The sequence below is a fragment of the Paenibacillus elgii NBRC 100335 genome, from assembly GCF_004000865.1.
GTDB lineage: Bacteria > Bacillota > Bacilli > Paenibacillales > NBRC-103111 > Paenibacillus_G > Paenibacillus_G elgii.
Map to the genome: position 1 here is coordinate 1 of NZ_BIMB01000036.1, position 18,552 is coordinate 18,552.

Genomic DNA, 18,552 nt, shown 5'->3' on the forward strand with positions numbered 1-18,552 from the left:
CGCGGCCAGCGTAGCGGCGCAGATGCGGGAGCGGCGCGCGGGCGGCGCGGCGGCGGAGCCGGCAGGCAGCGGAAGCGCTGAAACGCTTTCAAGAGCATCTTTACCTCGTCTGAGAAACCATGTAAAATAAAGGATAGCACTCGGCAAGGAACTGCACTTCCCAAATGAAGGAGGGTTTCTATGTACGAACTGAAAGACAAGGAACTCATTTTTGTATTCACGGGTCCGAATGGGGCCGGTCGTCGAACCGTCGCTCAGATGTCCGGTAGCACACTCGGCATCAAACAGGTAATTTCGTACACGACCCGCCCTCCCCGCTCTTCGGAGGTCGACGGGCAAGATTACCATTTCGTCGCTCGGAAGCAATTTGAGGAAGCCGAAACAAACCGGGAGTTCATCGAAGTGATCGAACTGGACGGGAACCGGTACGGGGTCAAAGAATCCGACGTAGCCGACATGGTCCAAAAGCACGGGGCCGTCTACTTGATCTTGAACCGTCAAGGCGCGGAAACCCTGAAGTCCCTGTATGGCGATCGAGTCGTGCGAATCTTCATTTACGCCGATCGGGATACGGTCAAGCGCCGCGAGAAGGAGCGCGGGGATTCCCCCGAGCTGATCGACCGCTATATGTCCCATTACGAGGAAGAAATGGCGTATAAAGACTCCTGTGAGCACACGTTCGAAAATTTGGATCTGGCACACACCGTCTTTGATCTGACCAAAGCGTTGGACGGCAACTACCTGCACCGCAATTTGCTTGACCTGGATTAAGAGTAACAACCAAGCTAATTCAGACAAGAGACCGGCCTGCTCTTTCGAGAGCGTCGGTCCTTTTTATTCAACCGGAGGAGAGAACCCGAACGAATGAACAGACCCGAAACGACAGAATATGGAGCGCACTATCAGGAGTATATTGCGCAGGTTCCCGATGGGGATATTCAGGAACTGCTCCGTGCCCAACTGAAAGCATCAATCGAGCTGCTCCACTCGCTGACCGAGGAACAAGCCCTCTTTCGTTATGCCGAAGGCAAATGGAGTCTGAAAGAAGTGCTCGGACATGTCATAGATACCGAGCGAGTCTTAAGCTACCGCTTGCTGTGCATTGCGCGTGGCGATCAGACCCCGTTCCCATCTATGGACGAGCATCTCTACGTTTCCGGCGCAAAATTCGACGACCTGCCGCTTACTCCTCTGTTGGAAGAATTCACGGCAGTCCGGCAGGCGACGTCGACCCTACTTGCGGGCTTGCGTCCGGAAGCCTGGCTGCGTCAAGGAACGGCGGCAGGCTGTAATACATCCGTGCGGGCCCTGGCCTACATTATCGCGGGACACGAGCTTCACCACGTTCGAGTCATCCAAGAACGGTACCTCGCGGCGCAGTCATAATTTCCGACCTGCACGGAAAGCATCAAAAATCCCAACAACCAGGCAGACAGGAGGCTATGACCATGCCTATTCTCTCGATCGAACCGACGCCCAGCCCGAATACCATGAAAATCAATTTGGATACTTCCTTGCCCAAAGACGTTCGCGAAACGTTCAACCGTGAGCAAGCCGGCCAACTGGCAGATCCTCAGCTTCGACAACTGCTTGCCATTGATGGCGTCAAAAGCTTGTACCGCGCAGCGGATTTTATCGCCTTGGACCGGACAGCCAAGGGCGACTGGCAGCACATTCTCGCTGAAGTCCGGGACATCCTGGGCGTCACTTCGTCCAGCGCAGCACAAAACCAGACGGATGCCGCTGCACAAAAACCCGCTTCCCCGGACAGCCCGGCGGAAACAACCGATGCGACATTCGGCGAAGTCAAAGTGCTTTTGCAGCATTTTCGCGGCATCCCGCTGCAGGTCCGGGTAACGAATGGTGCGGAAGAACGGCGGGCCGCCCTGCCTCAACGGTTCAGCGACGCCGCCATCCGCGGTGCGGCAGCCGCGCCGAACCTGATCAAAGAGCGTTCCTTGGACGATTGGGATACGCGCTACGGCGAGCTTCAGGATGTCTTGGACGAAGTCGTTCAGGAGCTGGACGCCGCCTACAGTGACGAACAGCTTGAGCGACTGATTGCCCAAGCCGAGCAGGGTCCGGCTCAAGGCGACGTGAAGGAGCTGGCGGCTTCCGGCCGTACGACATTGAGCTATGAAGAAACCGAGCGAAAGCTCCAAGACCCCGATTGGAAGCAGCGATATGCGGCGCTGGAGCAGATCAAGCCCTCCGACGAAACGCTGCCGCTGCTGCTCAAAGGTCTGGAGGACGAACGTTCGACGGTCCGGCGCTTGGCTACCGTCTATTTGGGAGATTTGAAAGAACCGCATGTGCTTCCCTACCTGTACCGTGCTTTACGCGACTCTTCCTCATCCGTCCGCCGGACCGCAGGGGATACGCTGTCGGATATCGGGGACCCTGCAGCACAGGATGCGATGATCGGAGCTTTGCAGGATTCCAATAAGCTGGTGCGCTGGCGGGCAGCCCGCTTCCTCTATGAAGTGGGCGACGAAGGAGCGATACAAGCTCTGCGAGCGGCTCAGGACGACCCGGAGTTTGAAGTGCGGATGCAGGTGCGCATGGCGCTGGAACGCATCGAGGGCGGCCAAGCGGCTGTCGGATCGGTATGGCAGCAGATGGCCCGACGCAATGAGAATGTATGAACGACAAAGGCCAAGCCAACGGATAACCACCGGAGGCTTGGCCTTTTGCCATCGAATCAAACTTACTCGCTTGTAATAGGCGTCAGGCTCAATCGATCTGCCTTGACGGAACTTTGATTCCTCTTCCGCAAATGCAATGCGATGGCTCCAACCCGAATTTGTTTACACATCAGCCGTAGTCGTTTCCTTCAGCCCGCGCACAATTTTTTCCCGCGTCAGCTCCTCCATAAATTTCCTGACCCAGCTTTTTCCTGCACCCAAATAAAATCTCAGCGCCAAGTAAGGACAAGTCGGCACTTTCGGATGGCCGTCAATGAAATAATCGATCGCCCCTTCGGGACTGAGCGGTATGAAAGTGCATAAGCGAGCCGTACAAGCTTACGCGCACGCAAGGCTTGTTGAACCGATCAATACCGCAGTATGCGGTTTCATATATAAGTCTCCAATGGCATGCCTTCAATAAAACACTTTTTTCATGACAGCAAGCTATTGCCGTTTGACCAGCTTCACAGCCCGCAGCTTCACCGGATCGGCCTGCCATATTTCCGTGAATCCGGATTTGGGACGGATCAGCGCAGAGCGAAGCGAAAGCGTGCACGTGCCCGGCCGGTCGAAGACGATCGTTCCGAGATGCGAATGGACTTCGCTGTACGGGTGTTGGCAGGCTGTGGAATTTTTGATTACCTGATCCGGCTTCGGCTGCGCCGTGATCCGCTGGTTCCCTGAGGCCGCTTCGACACCTTCCCGAAACGCTTCGTCCCATGAAGCGCCTTCCTTCTGAAAACAGACAAGCTCAAGATCAAAGGTGCCTGGGGCGACGATTTGAAAGCTCCACTCTACCGTTTTCGCATCCGCATCAATGCGGCCGTTGGCCCATTCCAGCTTCACATGGCCGGACGGCTGCTGGCTTACACGCGTATCGACGGAAAGCTCTCCTTCGATGTCTACGGCGATGACCGTCATGCAATCATTGGCCGGCTTGTCCGGCAATCTGATCGCCAGCGTGTGATGATCCAATTCGGCATCATAGCTTTGTGCGGTCTCAAGCGGCGTTCGGCTTGGATCGCTTAGCACATAAGCTTGGTTGACTTTGTTTTTGAGCCCATACAAGCACAGTTCGCTCTGCCAGTCGTCGCTTGTCAGATGCAGATAGACGCGGCCGGGCTTCACGGTAACGGAGCCCCATTCCATTTCGTACGGAAAAGGACTGGCCGCCGCGCCGTACACCGCTTCCCCATGAACGCTCAGCCAAGCCCCCACCTCGCGTAACCTTTCGGCGGACAAATCCGGGATAAGCCCTCCGGCGTCCGGCCCGACATTGAGCAAGAGATTGCCTCCCTTGCTCACAATGTGAACCAACTTTCGGATGATGGCTTCCGGCTGTTTCCAGACCTGATCCTTCGTGCTGAAGCCCCACGATTGGTTCAATGTCATCGGCGTCTCCCATGCGCGGGAGTCTTCGCCGTACATCGGAATTTCATTGTCACCCTTCGACTGGTAGTCCCCCATGCCCGGGTAATGACTGACCCGGCTGTTGATCAGGCAGTCTGGCTGGAGGCTTCGCACAAGCTCCACGAGCTCCTCGCTATCCTCTTTTGACAGCCCGCCCGCCGTATCGAACCAGAGCAGACCGACAGGTCCGTATTGGGTAAGCAGCTCCCGGATTTGAGGCTTGGCCAGTCCGTTCCAATACGTCGGAAAATGCTTCGATTCCGTGTCATAATCCCACACGTTATTGTATTTGTTATGCACGGCGTGCGGATGATGCCAGTCAATGACGTGGGAATAATAGAAGCACAGCACAATGCCCTGCTCGCGGCATTCCTCAGCCAGCTCCCGCATCGGATCGCGCCCGAACGGCGTAGCATCTGCAATGTTGAACGGCTCCGCCTGCGAACGGAACATGGCGAACCCGTCGTGATGCTTCGCCGTGATGACGATATATTTCATGCCTGCCGCTTTGGCCAGCCCTACCCATGTCTTGGCATTGAAGCGAACAGGATTGAACGTCTCCGCAAGCCGCTCGTAATCGCGAACCGGAATGTTCAATTCGTACATGACCCACTCGCCCCGGCCCAAAGCCGCATACAAGCCCCAGTGGATAAACATGCCGAATTTGGCGTCCTTCCACCATTTGATTTTGTCCTCACCGCTTGTCACCGTCATCGCGCATCTACCTCTCGCTTCTACCAATATAGTTTCCAGTCTTTCAACACCCGAACAAGCCCTTCGAAATAGTAATAGTCGCCCCAGATGCAGCATTCGTCGATCCCGTTGCCCAAAGGTTTGCCGTAGACCGCATGAAGCAGGATGCCGTTCGAATGCGGAACCCCGGCCGTCGTATACCGCCGCGCCAGCGAGTCCAGCATCCCCAGAGCGGCATTCTCGTAGGCCCGCTTGTATTCATTAGACAATGGCAGATGCTTGGCCAATTCGAGCAAGCCGCAAGCGGCGATGGCCGCTGCCGAGCTGTCCCGCTCCTCCGGCCCGTCCGTAAAGATCAAATCCCAATAACACACCGAATCGTCGGGCAGCCGGTTTAAAAAGAAGTTGGCCGTCTTTTGCGCGATAGCGAGATACGAATCATCCCGCGTATAGCTGTAGCTGAGCGGAAAACCGTAAATGGCCCACGCCTGCCCGCGCGACCAGCACGAATCGTCGGAGAAGCCTTGCGACGTTTTTCCATATCTTGGCTGTCCCGTATCCACGTCCATGTAGAATGTATGATAGCTTGAAGCATCTTCGCGGATGATGTGCGCCGCCGCTTGTGTGGCATGATTAATGGCGATCCGGCGGTATTCCGGATTGCCCGTCGTCTCTGTTGCCCAGTACAGCAAGGGCAAATTCATAAGACAATCGATAATCATCCGCCCCCGCTGGTTCGGTTGGTTTAAATTACCCCACGCCTGAATGATGCCCGCCTTCTCAAAATAACGCCCGATCAGCAAATCGGCGGCTTGAAGCGCCGTTTCCTTGGCCTGTTCGTTTCCGGTCAATTTATAGGCCGCTACGCAAGACAGCGAGTACAAGAAGCCGAGGTCGTGCGTCTCGGTTGCGATTCTTCGCTCGACCCGTTCCCGGTAACTGTCGAGCTGCGCTTCCGCTGCCCGGCGGTAACGATCGTGACCGGTCATCTCGTAGGCCAGCCACAGCATTCCCGTCCAAAAGGAGGACGTCCACTCGGTATTGCCGATCGGCTTGTACACGTTCCCCTCGCTTGCAGGCGACGGAAATTGCAGCGCGAACGTCTCCAGATTGCGGTCGATTTGCGCCAGCACGTATTGTACGGCACGCTCCCAATCGTCCCGCCGCGCTGCGGGCGGTTCCGCGTAGCGATGCCGGGCTTTCAGCCCTTCGTCGACGACTTGTTTCATGGCAGCCTCCTCATTCTTCTTGCGTTTCCGTTTCCAACTTAAAACGGGCTCATACGGTCCACAGCATCGCCTCGCCCTGCTCTCCGTCCCTCACTTCGAGCAATAGACCCTCACTGTCTGACGGATCGCCGATTAGTCGGAGCGAGAGCGGGGCATCGCCTTTCCGGCAAGCCCGGAAGACGGTAACAAACGCCGCGCGGGTGCACGACAGCACCCTGCGAATGCAGGCGCTGCGGACTTGAACAGGGGGCATGAACGGCGATTCGGCCAAATAGATGCTGACGCCTCGCGGCTCGGCCAAGCCGTAAACCTGCAGCCGCTCGTCTTCCCCGCCTTCTCCGTTCCAGCTCCATTCAAGCATCCAATCGTCCGGCAGTCCTTCCAGACGCCTCACCTGCCGCAAATGCGGGTAGCCGTCCGTATCCGACAGCGCCTCCGCCGTAACAGAAGTGTACCGAACGGGCGGCGCTTCGACCAGATTCCCCTGCGTATGCATCACCCAGTCCACGGTCGAAGGCTCGCCCGCAGTTACCCGAAATACATCCACCAGCAGCCCGCCTGCCAGCGTCAGCCGCCGGTCCAGCCGGACGCCTTCGTAAGCGTCCTCCGCTTCGGCCTCGATCCGGATGATGCCGGCCTCGCTCACCGCCTTGTGCAGCCGGCCGCAGGCCTCCTGCTGGGAGCGGCCGTTGACCGTCACCGTGTTGTGCGCCACGGTATGCACGTACCAGGCCTTGTGCAGCTCGTGTCCGTACGGAACCATACCTGCGTCAGCCAGCCAACTGCGGCCCCTGGCGTAATACAGCAGATTCAGCTTGTCATAATGTCCATGCCACTCGCCATGCTCCCCGTAATCGACGAGAAGCGCCCGTGCCTCATCACCTGTGCCGCACGTCACACTGACCATCCCGGGCTTGCTCAATACCGTAATCCCGGCGTCATCACACACCGTCCCGGATTCCCTGGCATTTCCTCTCCCCGGCTGCTTCGGCTCCGACAACGTCTCCAATGGCGCTCCAAACAACACGCCGTACAAGGAACTGCGGTCGCTGTTCCGCACAATCTCTTCTCCGATGCCGTATAGCGCATACGCCCATTCATACAAATGCGCGTAAGAACGAATATCGACGACCTTGGAGTCGTGAAGGGCAGGAAACGTGCCATCCGGCAGCAAAGCCTTCAGCGGAATATCAAACATCGAGCGCAGTCTCGGATGCTCGTACAGCTTCTCGCCAAACCCCATGGCGGCCCAAGCGATCACCGCCTGCGCTTCAAGTGTGTAGAAATGGTAGCTCCACGCGCCTTCGAACCAGAATCCGTCTTCGCCGACGCCGTTTTCCATCTGGAAATAGAACCCATTCGCCGCGTCATTCAGCGCTCGCTTCAGCAGACCCGCGTCGCCAAGCGCTTCGGCAATGGCCGCCAGCGCCGCATTGTGGTACGTCTGCCAGTTGGAGCGGTCCCGCGGATTCCGGTCGATGACCCGGATTACCGGACGGAACAAATGTTCCTCAATTTCATCCAACTCCTCCGCGCTCAGCATTGAAGCATGGCGCAAGATCGTGCACGTTTGGGCTAGCGGATAAATCCAACTGGCTTCGGACAGCGTCTGGTTTTGGACTTTCGCCCCGTACTTGCCGGCCTCCCCGCCCACCTTGCCGAAAATATCGTGAAGCGGGAAGCGGTCGTAATGCCGGGCGTAAAACAGCAGCACGCTTTTCGCCCACTGCGCATACACAGCCTCGCCTGACGCCGCGTACACCACAGCAGCCAGCCGGGCATCCTGCGCGAAGCGGTTATGCTCCTCAGCCACGGCTGCTTCATCCCACGGGGACCCGCTCCAGATACGAAGGCAGCACGGACACTTGTGATGATGCCGGTCCACGCGCATAAGTGCAGAGCCGTCGTCGGGGCAGATGTAGCGGTGACTCCAGCCTCCGCCGAGCAGCGGAATGTCCGGAGGCCAGCTCACCTGAGCGCTTAATCGCGCCTTCCACTGCTCCACACCCCGCTTCGCCCAATCGCAAGCCCGCATCCGGGCTCGAAGGCGCTGCGTCCATGCCGGCGTGCCAATTCCATCCATCGCTTTCCCTCCTCCCTAAACAGCAAGCCGGAGGTCGGAGAGCATCCGTCCCCGGCTTGCCATACACCCATGCCACAGCAGACGGCGGGCTTGTTTATTTCTTCTTGCTTTCGTTGTATTGGTCCATATACTCTTTCATGATCTGCGCGCCCGAGCCTTTGCTCCAAGCCTCGATTTCCGCCTGCACAGCTTCCCAATTGCCGGTGCCCATCACATAGTTGACCGCGGCGGCCGACAGCTTTTTCTGATGATCCGGATTTTTGCTGGCCGTTTCGGACACGAAGGCGATGAACGGGTTCGGCACGCCGACCTGATCGAAGCCGTCCAGGACATCTTTTTGCGCCTTCTTGATCTCCGGAACCTGGGAATCCGCGTAAATGTATTTGTCGTAAGCGTTCTGCAGCACAAGCAGCATCGGTTTTTCTTTGTCATACAGCTTCTTCTGCTCCTCGTTGCGTTCCACGGCGCCGGACTCTTTGTCGTACTTGGTATAGTGCACGCCCGGTATGCCCGCCTTCGCCAGCTCCGTTCCTTCATCGGAAGCGGTCCAATTGAGGAACTCGACGATTTTCTTCACTTTATCCTTCGCCACGCTCGTCGGAACGACCCAGATGCCGTAATAGCCTTCGATCATCTGCACGCCCTTTTTGCCGCCCGGTCCCTCCAGATAAGGCACTCCGACCAGCTCCGCTTTCGGATCGGTCTTTCGCATCACGGCCAGATTGTTCTCGTTCATCATACTGACGTTGTCGACCATCGCCCCGGCGACGCCGGATTTGAACTTGTCCTTGACCTGCCCGGTCTTCAGCACTGGGGCATCCTTATCGATCAACCCGGAGGTATACGCCATGCGAAGCCAATCGAGATAAGCCTTATATTCCGGCGTTTGGAAATAAGCCACCGGCTTGTCGCCTTCGATTTTGTACGAGTACGGAAGTCCGAAGGCAAAAGCGACCGGGTTAACCGATCCGAACCACGGCGTCGTGAACGGACCTGCGATCATCGGGACCGTCTTGCCGCCCCCGGCCGGGTCTTTCTCTTTGAATACCTTGAGCACGTTGGTCAGCTCGTCTACCGTTTTGGGCACGGGCAAATTGTACTTGTCCAGCCAATCCTTGCGGAGGAAGAAGTTCGCATTGCCCCCGCCGTGCGTGCTGCGCGGTCTCGGAATGCCGAAAATCTCATTTTTCACCGTCGTGTTGTCCCAGGTGTATTGAGGAATCTTTTGCAGATTCGGCATGTCCTTCACCAGCGCCGTCAAGTTGTGGAACGCTCCCTGCTTGACGAGCTTCGTGTACTTCTCGTCCTTACCATCCGTCAGCAAAATGAGGTCGTACTGACTTCCCGAGGCGATGGCAATGTTCACTTTGTCCGGATATACGTCGCCCGGCACGAATTCGAGATTCAGCTTGACGTTGGCTTTCTTTTCGATCTCCTTGAGCGCCTGGCTGTTCTCAAGCACGGGCGGCTCCCCGGCGGACAGTACGGCGAGCGCCTTGATCGTCGTCGGTTCGTTCGAACCCGCTGCGGGTTTGCCCGCTTCTTTCGTTCCGCTCCCGGAAGCACAGCCGACGACGCTGCCCAGAGCCAGAATGGTGACGCATGTCCCTGCGAGCCATTGTTTCGTTTTCATCTTAGAAAACCCCTCTCATCGACTTGGAATCGTTACTCTTTAATCGAGCCGAGCATGGCTCCTTTGGCAAAATGCTTCTGCAGGAAAGGATAGACGACGACGATCGGAATCATCGCTACGATAATGGCCGCCATCTTCACATTGTCGCCGACCTTGCTGGCCAGCTCGAAATCCAGATTGTTCTCGGAAGCAATGTTGGCTTCACCGGCGATGACCATCAGGCGCAGCAGCACTTGAATCGGCCATTTGGCATTATCGCTCAAATAAATGATCGCCCCGAAAAACTCGTTCCAATGCCCGACCATAAAGAACAGCGAAAACGTAGCGATGATCGGCATCGAAAGCGGGATGACCACGGAGAGCAAAATGCGCGGTTCCCCTGCCCCGTCAATGCGGGCGGCTTCGTCCAGGCTTTCCGGCAAGCTTTGAAAAAACGTCTTCATGACCAGCACGGTAAAAGCATTCGTCGCGCCCGGTAAAATCAGGGCCCAATAGCTGTCCAGCAGCCCAATCGACTTGATCAGCAAATATTTCGGAATAAGCCCGCCGCTGAACACCATCGTAAAGAGCATCATCAGCAGCATGAGCTTGCGGCCGGGCAGCGTTTTTTTGGAAAGCGCGTAGGCCAGCGTAATCGACACCAGCAGGTTAACGGCGGTCCCGACCACCGTAATGTAGACCGTATTCCCGATGCTCCGTACGAAACGGTCGGTCGAGAACAAGTACCGGTACGCTTCGAAATTCAGCTGCTCCGGGATTAAGTAAAACCGGCCGCCAAGCGATTCGCTGACCGGACTGAGCGAGACGGTCAGCATGTACCAGAACGGGATCACGACAGCCAAGCACAGCACAAGCAGCAACAACATATTGACGGCATCAAAGACGGAAATGCGCCGCAGCCTCAGTCCCATGGTTCCCCTCCTAGAATAGGCCTTCTTCTTTAAACAGCTTGGATACGAAGTTCGCCGTCAGCATCAGAATGAGTCCGACGACCGAATTGAACAAGCCGACGGCGATGCTGAAGCTGAACTCGAACCGCTGCAGCCCCACTTTGTACACATACAGATCGAATACGTTCGATACGTCGTCGTTGAAATTGTTCCACATCAGGAACACCTGCATGAAGTTCGAGTCCAGGATCGAGCCGAGCCGCAGAATCAGCAGCACGATGATCGTGCTTCGAATGCCCGGAAGCGTAATATGCCAGATCCGGTGCCAGCGGTTCGCGCCGTCGACCGTCGCCGCTTCGTACTGCTCGGGGTTAATCCCTGCAAGCGCTGCCATAAAAATGATCGTGCCCCACCCGGCATCCTTCCATATCTGCTGCATGACGATTAAGGGACGGAACCATTCACTGCTCATCAAGAACGGAACGTTCTGATTAACCCATTGCCCCAAATAGTGGTTGATCACCCCGGACGGCCCGAAAAAGATGAACGTAATGCCGACGATGATGACCCAGGATACGAAGTGCGGAAGATAGACGACCGTCTGCACGAGCCGTTTGTACAAGCTGAACCGGACCTCGTTGAGCAGCAGAGATAATACGATCGTAAAGGGGAAGAAAAAAATCAGGTTGTAGAAGCTAAGCAGCAGCGTGTTTGTTAATAATTGAAAGAACGTCGGCTCCGAGAAAAATTGCCGGAAGTGCTCGAACCCTACCCACTCGCTGCCCAGCACGCCCTTGTACGGGCTGTAATCCTGAAACGCCAGCAGCACGCCCCACATCGGCACATAATGAAAAAGGATAAAGTACGCAATGCCCGGGGCCGCCAGCATATAAAACCAGAGGTGCTTTCGAAACGCCTGCTTTTTGAATAAAGTCGCTTTCCTGACGGACAGCCGCTTATCCGGCACCGCGTGCTCCATGTCCGAACCTCCTTCGCTTGTCTGATGTTGTAGCTCGACTATATCTGCTCTGTGAAAGCCGTTGCAACAGTAAACTTTTACGGCAGGTGGACTTTTTCGTCCGTAAAAAAAGTGCAGTCGGCCGCAAAATAGTGCACATCCCGCCAGATCAGCGCAAAAAACCCGCAAAGCGGTTAAGCTTCGCGGGTATCGCTCCGGAACATTTCGCGGTACCGGGTCGGCGTCACTCCTTCGTGCTTTTTGAACACGCGGTAGTAATACGATGGCTGGTAGCCGACTTGATAGGCGATGTCATTCACTTTTTCGTTCGAATAAAGCAGCAGCTCCTTGGACTTATCCAGACGCAGCTTAGTCAAATAGTCGATGAAATTGACGCCGGTCGTCTCCTTGAACCCGGCGCTGAGCTTGGACAAGCTGATGCCGTACCGGTCGCAATACGTCTCCAGCGAAATATCAAGCGCATATTCCTCCGTCAGCGACTGCTTCACTTTCTCGACCGTTTCCTGCATGAGTCGGTCCTGCGTATCGTTCAGCGTGTTCGACAACGCGCCCATGTACGCGCTTAGCTTCGCATGAAACCAGGAGGCCATCTCATCGGGCTCGCGCAGACGGTTCAATTGCTCATACAAGTCGACATTCGGATAGAGGAGCTGTGGGCTAAGCCCCGACAGCAGCATATGATGCAGCAGCGTGCCGAGCAGCTGGTTCATGCCCTGCCGGACCTGCATCTCGGTCTGACCGTGCTCTGTCAGCTCCTTCATAAACGTCTCCAACGCGCCCGTCACCGCTTCCCGGTCGCCGGAACGCATATGGCGGATCATCTCTTTCTCCGCGGAAAAGGGGTACAGAATCGGGGCGTCATGGACCACCAAGCTTTCCAGGTCCAGAATCTGATTCATTTCGTTCAAATTCCGGTAGCCGAACGAGCGGATGACCTGTTCGTATACCCGCGGCAGCTCGGACAGCAGCTCCGTTTCCTTCGCTAAGCCGATCAACAGATTCATATGCAAAATGGCATGAAGCGAGTGAATCAGCTCCTCGCTGAACGCATGCAGCTGCTTCCGCATGCCGCCCATGTCCTCATCCTTCGGCACGAGCAGCAGCAGGCTGACGGACAGCTCCTGCTCGTTCACGACACCGAACTGCTCGAACCGCTTCTCCGCCAGTTCCCCGATCACGTTGGCCGCGGCAAACGTCACGAGCTGCTCGTCGCCTTCGCCGAACCGACCCTGCAATTTGGAGAAGCCGAGCAGCCGGACATTCATGAGCACGAACGTCTTACCGCCAAGCTCCCACCCGTATTGCTCCATCCGGTGCCGCAGCTCCTCCTCGTTCAGATGGGACAAGTGGTCGTTCATGAGCTGGAACAAGAACAATTCCCTGAGCGTAAGCAGATGCTGCTCAACCCGTTCGTGCAGCTGCTTGCTCTGACTGTTCAAGTGAAGCCACTGCCGTTCGATGAGCTCCAACTCGTCCTGCCCCTTCAAGTCGCCCAAGCCGTGCTTGTCTGAGCGGAACAGCTGCACCACCCGGGCGATGGGCCGGACCAGTCTTCGCGAAGCGATCCACGACATCAAGGCCGCGACGGCGATCCCGAGCCCTCCCATCGCCAGGAGCGCCCGGGAGGTGTTGACGACCGGCTGCGTCAGCTTGGAAACCGGAGTGGCGGAGACGTACTGCCAGCCGTGCTTCTCCAGCGTACCGAACGAAACGGCATACCTCTCCCCTCTCCACTCCCGGAAAAACGAGCCCGACTTCGCCTGAGCCGATTCTTTCGCCACTTCGTCGCGGAGAAAATACTCGAACCGGTGCTTGTCCGGTTCCTTGGTTACGTTCGCATCGAGCCAATCCCCGTTCGACTTCAGCAGAAAAGCCGCTCCCTGCAGCTCCCCGTCCATTTGCAGCAGCCGGTTCATCTCGGCCGCATTGAACTGGACGAGCAGATACCCGAAGGGAGAACGGTCCGGAATCGTCTGCACAAGCGCCAGCGACCCTTGGGAGAAGGTCCAGTACTGCTCCATTTCTTTCAGAAATAACGAACGGAAAAATTCATTTTCTTCGGGATTGTCGATCGGTATCGCCACTTTACTATTCAGCGCCGAGACGTACAAGGACGAGTCGGGCAGGAACAGACGCACTTCGCGAATTAGGGGGCTGGAGTTGCTCATGACGAGCAGCGTCCGAGCCAGCTTCTGCGTGAACACAATTTCCTGCTGGAACGATTCGAGCGTCATATCGCCGAGCGGAGGCTGCAGCATCGGGTTGTACTTCCACATCGTCACCATCTTTTCGAGCTGGCTCAATTGGTCGTTCATCCGGAGCACCGTTTGCTCCAACCGGACCTCATGCGTCCGGTTCACTTCCTGCTCGATTTGCCGGACACCGACGTAATAGGTGAGAAACGCCAGAAGCGCGGTCGGCACACTGGCGACTAACAGGACGAAAACGAGGCTTTTGCGGTAAAAGGCGTTTTTCGGGTTCATAAAATAGTTGAGCATGGCGGCACCTCGGTCGCGTTTCTACCTTCAACATAACGGGCAACGCCTCTTGAAGTCAAGAATGCGTTTTCATTTCGATGTTGACGCGGAGCGGGCGGCGGCTGGGCGACTTCCCTTTCCTCGGCGACGACCCGCGCGCTGAGCGCGTGGGCTCTCCCCGGGGCTGCAAGGCTTCTCCACCCCCTGCCCGGCTATTGCCGCAGCGTCTCCCCGTGATACAGCACCCGCAGCCGCCCCGGCTCCAGCTGCCGCCGCGTCCATTCCGCGAGCAGCCGGTCGAGCGCCTCGCGCGGCGTATCGTCCGCGAGGCGGAACGCGCCGTAATGCATCGGCACGAACAGCTCGGCCCCGCAGTCGAGAAATGCCTGAACCGCCTGTTCGGGGCTCACATGCTGCTGGGACATAAACCATTCCGGCTCGTAGGCGCCGATCGGCATCAACGCCCACTTGATCGGGAAGCGGTCCCCGATCAGCTTGAAGCCCGGGAAATAGCCGCTGTCCCCGGCAAAATAAATCGCGTCCCGCTCCCCGCCTTGGTTCGTCGGCCGAACGACCCAGCCGCCCCAATGCGACGTGTTCATATCGAACAGTGTGCGGCGCGTCCAATGCTGCGCCGGAACAAAATGCAGCTCCAGCGAACCGAGCTGGAATTCCTCCCACCAGTTGGCTTCAGTCACGTGCGCGAACCCGCAGGAGCGCAGCTTGGCTCCCAGCCCGGCCGGGACAAACAGCTGCATCCCGGCGTTGACCCGGGCGAGCTGCCGCAGTGTCGGCAGGTGCATATGGTCGTAATGACTGTGCGACAGCAGCACCGCATCGATCGGCGGCAGCTCCTCCAGCCGCAAGCCTGGCGGCGCAAGGCGCTTCTCCAGCCCCATCCGCTCAGCCCATACCGGGTCGGTGATGAGGTTTTTGCCCCCCATTTGCAGCAAAAACGTCGAGTGCCCGATCCAAGTCGCGGTCGTCTGCGTCCGGTTGCTGCGCAAGTAATCTAACTGCCGCTGTTCGGCCTGCGGCACACGGTAGGACAAGTCTTTGATTTTCGCTTTGCGCTCTTTGCGCCATTGGCGCAGGTGGGCCAGCTTTTTGCGGTTTTGGCTGCCGTCCAAATTTTCGTACCGCCGACGAGTGATCAAGTGCCGTCCTCTCCCTTTTCTCCAGCCTTAGCTGTTCTTTTATCAAAACTATACCTTACTCGCCCCCTTCATCTCAATTGCACTCGCGTATTCTCTTGATCTTGATCATGGTATAATGGATTCCATTAAGTTTGGTAGGAGGCAGCGGACAGATGGAACGGAAACGGGTGCTTATTTTCTCAGGGGGGCGGCTAGGGGGCTGGGCTTTGCGGGAAATCCGCACAGGCGATGTGCTGGTCGGGGCGGACCGCGGGGCGCTCTTTCTGGTACGGCACGGATACCGGCCGGATATGGCGCTCGGGGATTTCGACTCCGTCGATTCGGTGGAGCTTGAAGAGATACGCCGGGCCAGCCGCGAGTTCGTCGCCTGCGATCCGGTGTGGAAAGACTTGACCGACACGGAGATGGCCTTCACTTGGGCGCTCGAACAAAACGCCGAGGAAATCGTGCTGCTGGGCGTGCTTGGCACGCGATGGGACCATTCGCTCGCGAACGTCCATCTGCTACGCAAGGCTTTGGCCGCTGGCATCCGCTGCCGCATTGCCGACGCCTGCAACGAGCTGATGCTGATGGACGGCAGCGCGCCGCTAGCAGTCAACCGGAGCCGGTTCACCCATGTATCGCTGCTCCCGCTGAGCATCGAGGTCGCGGGAATTACGCTCGAAGGGTTCCAGTACCCGCTTACTGAAGCGACACTGACGATCGGACAATCGCTCGGCATCAGCAACGTGCTGCTTGGCGAAGCCGGACACATCCGCATCCGGGACGGCTTGCTGCTCGTGATACAGAGCCGGGATGAAGAAGAGGCGGAGCCGGAGTAAGCATGTGGACTAGAATTCTCGCTTTATGTTAGCGTAAAGTCCTCCAGGTACTTTTCAACCTTTTCTATTGAAGCTATGGAAAATTTTTTATGTTTATAATGGATCAACCCCTCATGGATGCACTGAGCGATGGAACGATTTAAGCTTCGAATGGGCGCGCAGACCTCGCTGGACAGCATTTGCTTGGTGAGGCAGTCCAAATCGCCAATTTTATAATGATTTAGCACACTAAATAAAATCCGGTCTTTCAAAGTCAGCAGCGATAGCCTCGCCGCGGTATCCGTACTCAGCATTAATTTGGAGGCCAGCTGCTTCACGAGATATAAATTAAAATCAAAATCGAGCTTCATCCATTCGTACACCTTGGTTTTGTGGAGAGCTATCGTTTCGCAGTGTTGTTTGGCAATCACGCCGAGCGTTTTGATTTGGTCGTTAAAAATCTCGATCTCCCCGAAGCAGCTATACGCATCGTAAATATAGACGGAAAGCATCGCTCCCGCATAACTCTGTCTGTATACTTCCGCTTGACCCGCGGTTAAAATATATAGATAATGATTTTCCTCATGCGGCCGAAGGATAAGGCTGCCTTTTTTATGCGTTCTATACCTAAATTCCTTTCTGAGCTGCTCCGGCGCGGCATTGACAATCTCCTTGAAATCCATGGGCTCCACCTTCTTTTGCCTTTTGGTCATTTGACCTATTTTCATGCTCGTTGGATTTATATAATAAGGCCACACCGAAAACAGGAGGTCTTAGTTATGAGAAAATTAATTATTGATACGGATACCGGCAGTGACGATGCTGTAGCCATCATTATGGCATTAAAATCAGCCGATGTTAAGGTCGAAGCGATCACGACCGTATGCGGCAATGTCCCGCTTGAATTGGCTACCAAAAATGCGCTGATGACCATCGAAGTGGCGAACGGGCAGAAGCCGCCTCTTTATGTCGGAGCGGCCAAGCCGCTCATGCGCGATCTGGTTACCGCCGTCAATGTGCATGGCGAGGATGGGATGGGAGATTGCGATCTGATTCATCCTACGCTTTTGCCGGAGAGCAAGCATGCCGTGGATGCGATTCTAGACATTGTCGAAAAGAACCCCGGCGAAATCGAAATTATCACCATCGGTCCCGTGACCAATATTGCCCTTGCAATATTAAAAGCGCCCGAAACAATGAAAAAGGTAAAGCATATTTACACGATGGGCACTTCCGGCTTTGGCCCCGGAAATACGACACCGGTTGCCGAGTTTAATGTGTATGTCGATGCGGAAGCTTATCGTATTATGCTCAGCTCGGGTATCCCTATGACCATTATTGGATTTGATGTCTGTTTAGGAGAGGCTGCTTTGACTCGCGACGATATGGATATATTGCTGGCAAGCGGTAAGCCGGAAGCCGTATTTTCCGTGAAATGCAACCGTTCCTTGCTGGAATATAACATCCAAAGATGCAATGAACCGATTGTTGACCTGCCCGATGCCGTGGCTATGGGTGTTGTACTCTGGAATGAAATCGTCCTTGAAGACAAATGGTGTTACTGCTACGTCTGTACGATGGAGGAAGCCGCTTATGGTCAGGTGATCCTCAATGACGGCAGCAAGCTGGCCATTTCTGACGGCTTTGCAGGCCATACCCCGAATGCCAAAGTGTGCAAAACGATTAACAATCGTTTATTCAAAGAGAAATTAATCAGCTTGCTCGTAAGGTAACAGAAGATATGATGAAGATCAACTATGTGCATTGTTTTATTACTCAAGATCAACAATTTCTGATGCTTCGAAGGAACAAACCTCCCTTTAAACATATGTGGAATTGTGTGGGTGGCAAGTTGATGCCGGATGAAACGCCCCGGGAGGCCGTCATTCGCGAAGTGAAGGAAGAAACCGGACTGGACCTCCAGTCTGTTCAGTTCAAAGGGGTTGCCACCTGGAATCAGGCGGGCGGCATGTACATTTTTGTGGCCGATCAATTTACAGGGGATTTGACGGAATGCGCGGAAGGGACATTGGCTTGGAAAAGCAAGGAATGGATCATGGAGTCGCCGGAAGTCGTGAGCAGCATCCGGACGATCCTGGATGATGTGCTTGCGACGAATGTTCCTGTGGAATATGCTCTCTTTTACACGGGAGCGGAGTATGACGGAGATCTATGGAAATACGAGGTGTTTCGTAACATGTGAACACTCACGCTTCTCCCCGTTAACTTTAAGTTGCGGGGTAAGTCTTTTTCCGCAAATATATTCGATAAATTTCTACAAAATATAGGGCTTTTTTGCTGAATTATTATGAAATTAAACATAAATAGTTTCAGATGTTTTTCCGAAAAAATAGATAGTTTTTCTTATTAACAAATATTTCATTTATATGGTATATTATGGTCATTATCATTTAAAAATGGAATTTATAGAAAAGATAAGTTAAAAAAGGAGGTTGAAACAAAGGTTAATTCCTTTCGAAGTAAGAAAACTCAGAGGATTTTAAACAACTGCTC

At 55.5% G+C, this 18,552-nt stretch carries 15 protein-coding genes; 6 read left to right on the top strand and 9 right to left on the bottom strand.

Features of this window, described 5'->3' with window-relative positions:
* Positions 1–180 precede the first annotated feature (180 nt).
* The 3 genes from PEL01S_RS22980 to PEL01S_RS22990 all read left to right on the top strand — a co-directional run bounded on the left by PEL01S_RS22980 (position 181) and on the right by PEL01S_RS22990 (position 2,645).
* Positions 181–771, top strand: a complete 591-nt coding sequence (locus tag PEL01S_RS22980; protein ID WP_127461964.1) for a guanylate kinase — start codon at positions 181–183, stop codon at positions 769–771.
* Positions 772–864: 93 nt separating this feature from the next.
* A complete protein-coding gene (locus tag PEL01S_RS22985) occupies positions 865–1,386 on the top strand; it encodes a DinB family protein (protein ID WP_127461965.1) in 522 nt (173 codons plus the stop codon).
* 62 nt (positions 1,387–1,448) lie between these two features.
* Complete coding sequence (locus PEL01S_RS22990; RefSeq protein ID WP_127461966.1) at positions 1,449–2,645, top strand: virulence factor; 1,197 nt, start codon at positions 1,449–1,451, stop codon at positions 2,643–2,645.
* Between the two features lie 486 nt (positions 2,646–3,131).
* Here the strand turns inward: PEL01S_RS22990 and PEL01S_RS22995 are convergent, their stop codons facing one another.
* From PEL01S_RS22995 to PEL01S_RS23030, 8 genes are all read right to left on the bottom strand, one after another.
* Complete coding sequence (locus PEL01S_RS22995) at positions 3,132–4,811, bottom strand: alpha-L-fucosidase (RefSeq protein ID WP_127461967.1); 1,680 nt, start codon at positions 4,809–4,811, stop codon at positions 3,132–3,134.
* 20 nt (positions 4,812–4,831) lie between these two features.
* Positions 4,832–6,019: a glycoside hydrolase family 88 protein gene (locus PEL01S_RS23000; protein ID WP_127461968.1), complete on the bottom strand. Its 1,188-nt coding sequence runs from the start codon at positions 6,017–6,019 to the stop codon at positions 4,832–4,834.
* A gap of 49 nt (positions 6,020–6,068) precedes the next feature.
* Positions 6,069–8,102 carry a heparinase II/III domain-containing protein gene (locus tag PEL01S_RS23005; RefSeq protein WP_127461969.1) on the bottom strand — a complete coding sequence of 678 codons (2,034 nt, stop codon included), beginning with the start codon at positions 8,100–8,102 and terminating at the stop codon, positions 6,069–6,071.
* Between the two features lie 94 nt (positions 8,103–8,196).
* Positions 8,197–9,735: an extracellular solute-binding protein gene (locus tag PEL01S_RS23010; RefSeq protein WP_063178805.1), complete on the bottom strand. Its 1,539-nt coding sequence runs from the start codon at positions 9,733–9,735 to the stop codon at positions 8,197–8,199.
* Between the two features lie 32 nt (positions 9,736–9,767).
* Positions 9,768–10,646: a carbohydrate ABC transporter permease gene (locus PEL01S_RS23015; RefSeq protein ID WP_036683427.1), complete on the bottom strand. Its 879-nt coding sequence runs from the start codon at positions 10,644–10,646 to the stop codon at positions 9,768–9,770.
* Between the two features lie 10 nt (positions 10,647–10,656).
* A complete protein-coding gene (locus PEL01S_RS23020) occupies positions 10,657–11,604 on the bottom strand; it encodes an ABC transporter permease (RefSeq protein ID WP_108530348.1) in 948 nt (315 codons plus the stop codon).
* A gap of 173 nt (positions 11,605–11,777) precedes the next feature.
* Positions 11,778–14,102, bottom strand: coding sequence for a helix-turn-helix domain-containing protein (locus tag PEL01S_RS23025; RefSeq protein WP_127461970.1), 2,325 nt, complete (start codon positions 14,100–14,102; stop codon positions 11,778–11,780).
* A gap of 191 nt (positions 14,103–14,293) precedes the next feature.
* Positions 14,294–15,238: an MBL fold metallo-hydrolase gene (locus tag PEL01S_RS23030; RefSeq protein WP_127461971.1), complete on the bottom strand. Its 945-nt coding sequence runs from the start codon at positions 15,236–15,238 to the stop codon at positions 14,294–14,296.
* A gap of 152 nt (positions 15,239–15,390) precedes the next feature.
* Here PEL01S_RS23030 and PEL01S_RS23035 point away from each other — a divergent pair, with 152 nt between their 5' ends.
* Entirely contained in the window at positions 15,391–16,059 is a 669-nt protein-coding gene (locus tag PEL01S_RS23035) for a thiamine diphosphokinase (RefSeq protein WP_127461972.1), read from the top strand.
* A 23-nt stretch (positions 16,060–16,082) separates the two neighbouring features.
* Here PEL01S_RS23035 and PEL01S_RS23040 read toward each other — a convergent pair whose 3' ends face one another.
* A complete protein-coding gene (locus PEL01S_RS23040; RefSeq protein WP_239551499.1) occupies positions 16,083–16,721 on the bottom strand; it encodes a Crp/Fnr family transcriptional regulator in 639 nt (212 codons plus the stop codon).
* 96 nt (positions 16,722–16,817) lie between these two features.
* Here PEL01S_RS23040 and PEL01S_RS23045 point away from each other — a divergent pair, with 96 nt between their 5' ends.
* Both PEL01S_RS23045 and PEL01S_RS23050 read left to right on the top strand, forming a co-directional pair.
* Positions 16,818–17,771: a nucleoside hydrolase gene (locus PEL01S_RS23045; RefSeq protein ID WP_127461974.1), complete on the top strand. Its 954-nt coding sequence runs from the start codon at positions 16,818–16,820 to the stop codon at positions 17,769–17,771.
* Positions 17,772–17,782: 11 nt separating this feature from the next.
* Positions 17,783–18,241 (top strand): NUDIX hydrolase, encoded by a 459-nt coding sequence (locus tag PEL01S_RS23050; RefSeq protein ID WP_255320153.1) that lies wholly within the window; start codon positions 17,783–17,785, stop codon positions 18,239–18,241.
* Positions 18,242–18,552 lie beyond the last annotated feature (311 nt).

Bases quoted from the DNA above. Each gene is read 5' to 3' on its own strand.
- PEL01S_RS22980 (WP_127461964.1), top strand. From the start codon at position 181: ATGTACGAACTGAAAGACAAGGAACTCATTTTTGTATTCACGGGTCCG.
- PEL01S_RS22985 (WP_127461965.1), top strand. From the start codon at position 865: ATGAACAGACCCGAAACGACAGAATATGGAGCGCACTATCAGGAGTAT.
- PEL01S_RS22990 (WP_127461966.1), top strand. From the start codon at position 1,449: ATGCCTATTCTCTCGATCGAACCGACGCCCAGCCCGAATACCATGAAA.
- PEL01S_RS22995 (WP_127461967.1), bottom strand. From the start codon at position 4,811: ATGACGGTGACAAGCGGTGAGGACAAAATCAAATGGTGGAAGGACGCC.
- PEL01S_RS23000 (WP_127461968.1), bottom strand. From the start codon at position 6,019: ATGAAACAAGTCGTCGACGAAGGGCTGAAAGCCCGGCATCGCTACGCG.
- PEL01S_RS23005 (WP_127461969.1), bottom strand. From the start codon at position 8,102: ATGGATGGAATTGGCACGCCGGCATGGACGCAGCGCCTTCGAGCCCGG.
- PEL01S_RS23010 (WP_063178805.1), bottom strand. From the start codon at position 9,735: ATGAAAACGAAACAATGGCTCGCAGGGACATGCGTCACCATTCTGGCT.
- PEL01S_RS23015 (WP_036683427.1), bottom strand. From the start codon at position 10,646: ATGGGACTGAGGCTGCGGCGCATTTCCGTCTTTGATGCCGTCAATATG.
- PEL01S_RS23020 (WP_108530348.1), bottom strand. From the start codon at position 11,604: ATGGAGCACGCGGTGCCGGATAAGCGGCTGTCCGTCAGGAAAGCGACT.
- PEL01S_RS23025 (WP_127461970.1), bottom strand. From the start codon at position 14,102: ATGCTCAACTATTTTATGAACCCGAAAAACGCCTTTTACCGCAAAAGC.
- PEL01S_RS23035 (WP_127461972.1), top strand. From the start codon at position 15,391: ATGGAACGGAAACGGGTGCTTATTTTCTCAGGGGGGCGGCTAGGGGGC.
- PEL01S_RS23040 (WP_239551499.1), bottom strand. From the start codon at position 16,721: ATGGATTTCAAGGAGATTGTCAATGCCGCGCCGGAGCAGCTCAGAAAG.
- PEL01S_RS23045 (WP_127461974.1), top strand. From the start codon at position 16,818: ATGAGAAAATTAATTATTGATACGGATACCGGCAGTGACGATGCTGTA.
- PEL01S_RS23050 (WP_255320153.1), top strand. From the start codon at position 17,783: ATGAAGATCAACTATGTGCATTGTTTTATTACTCAAGATCAACAATTT.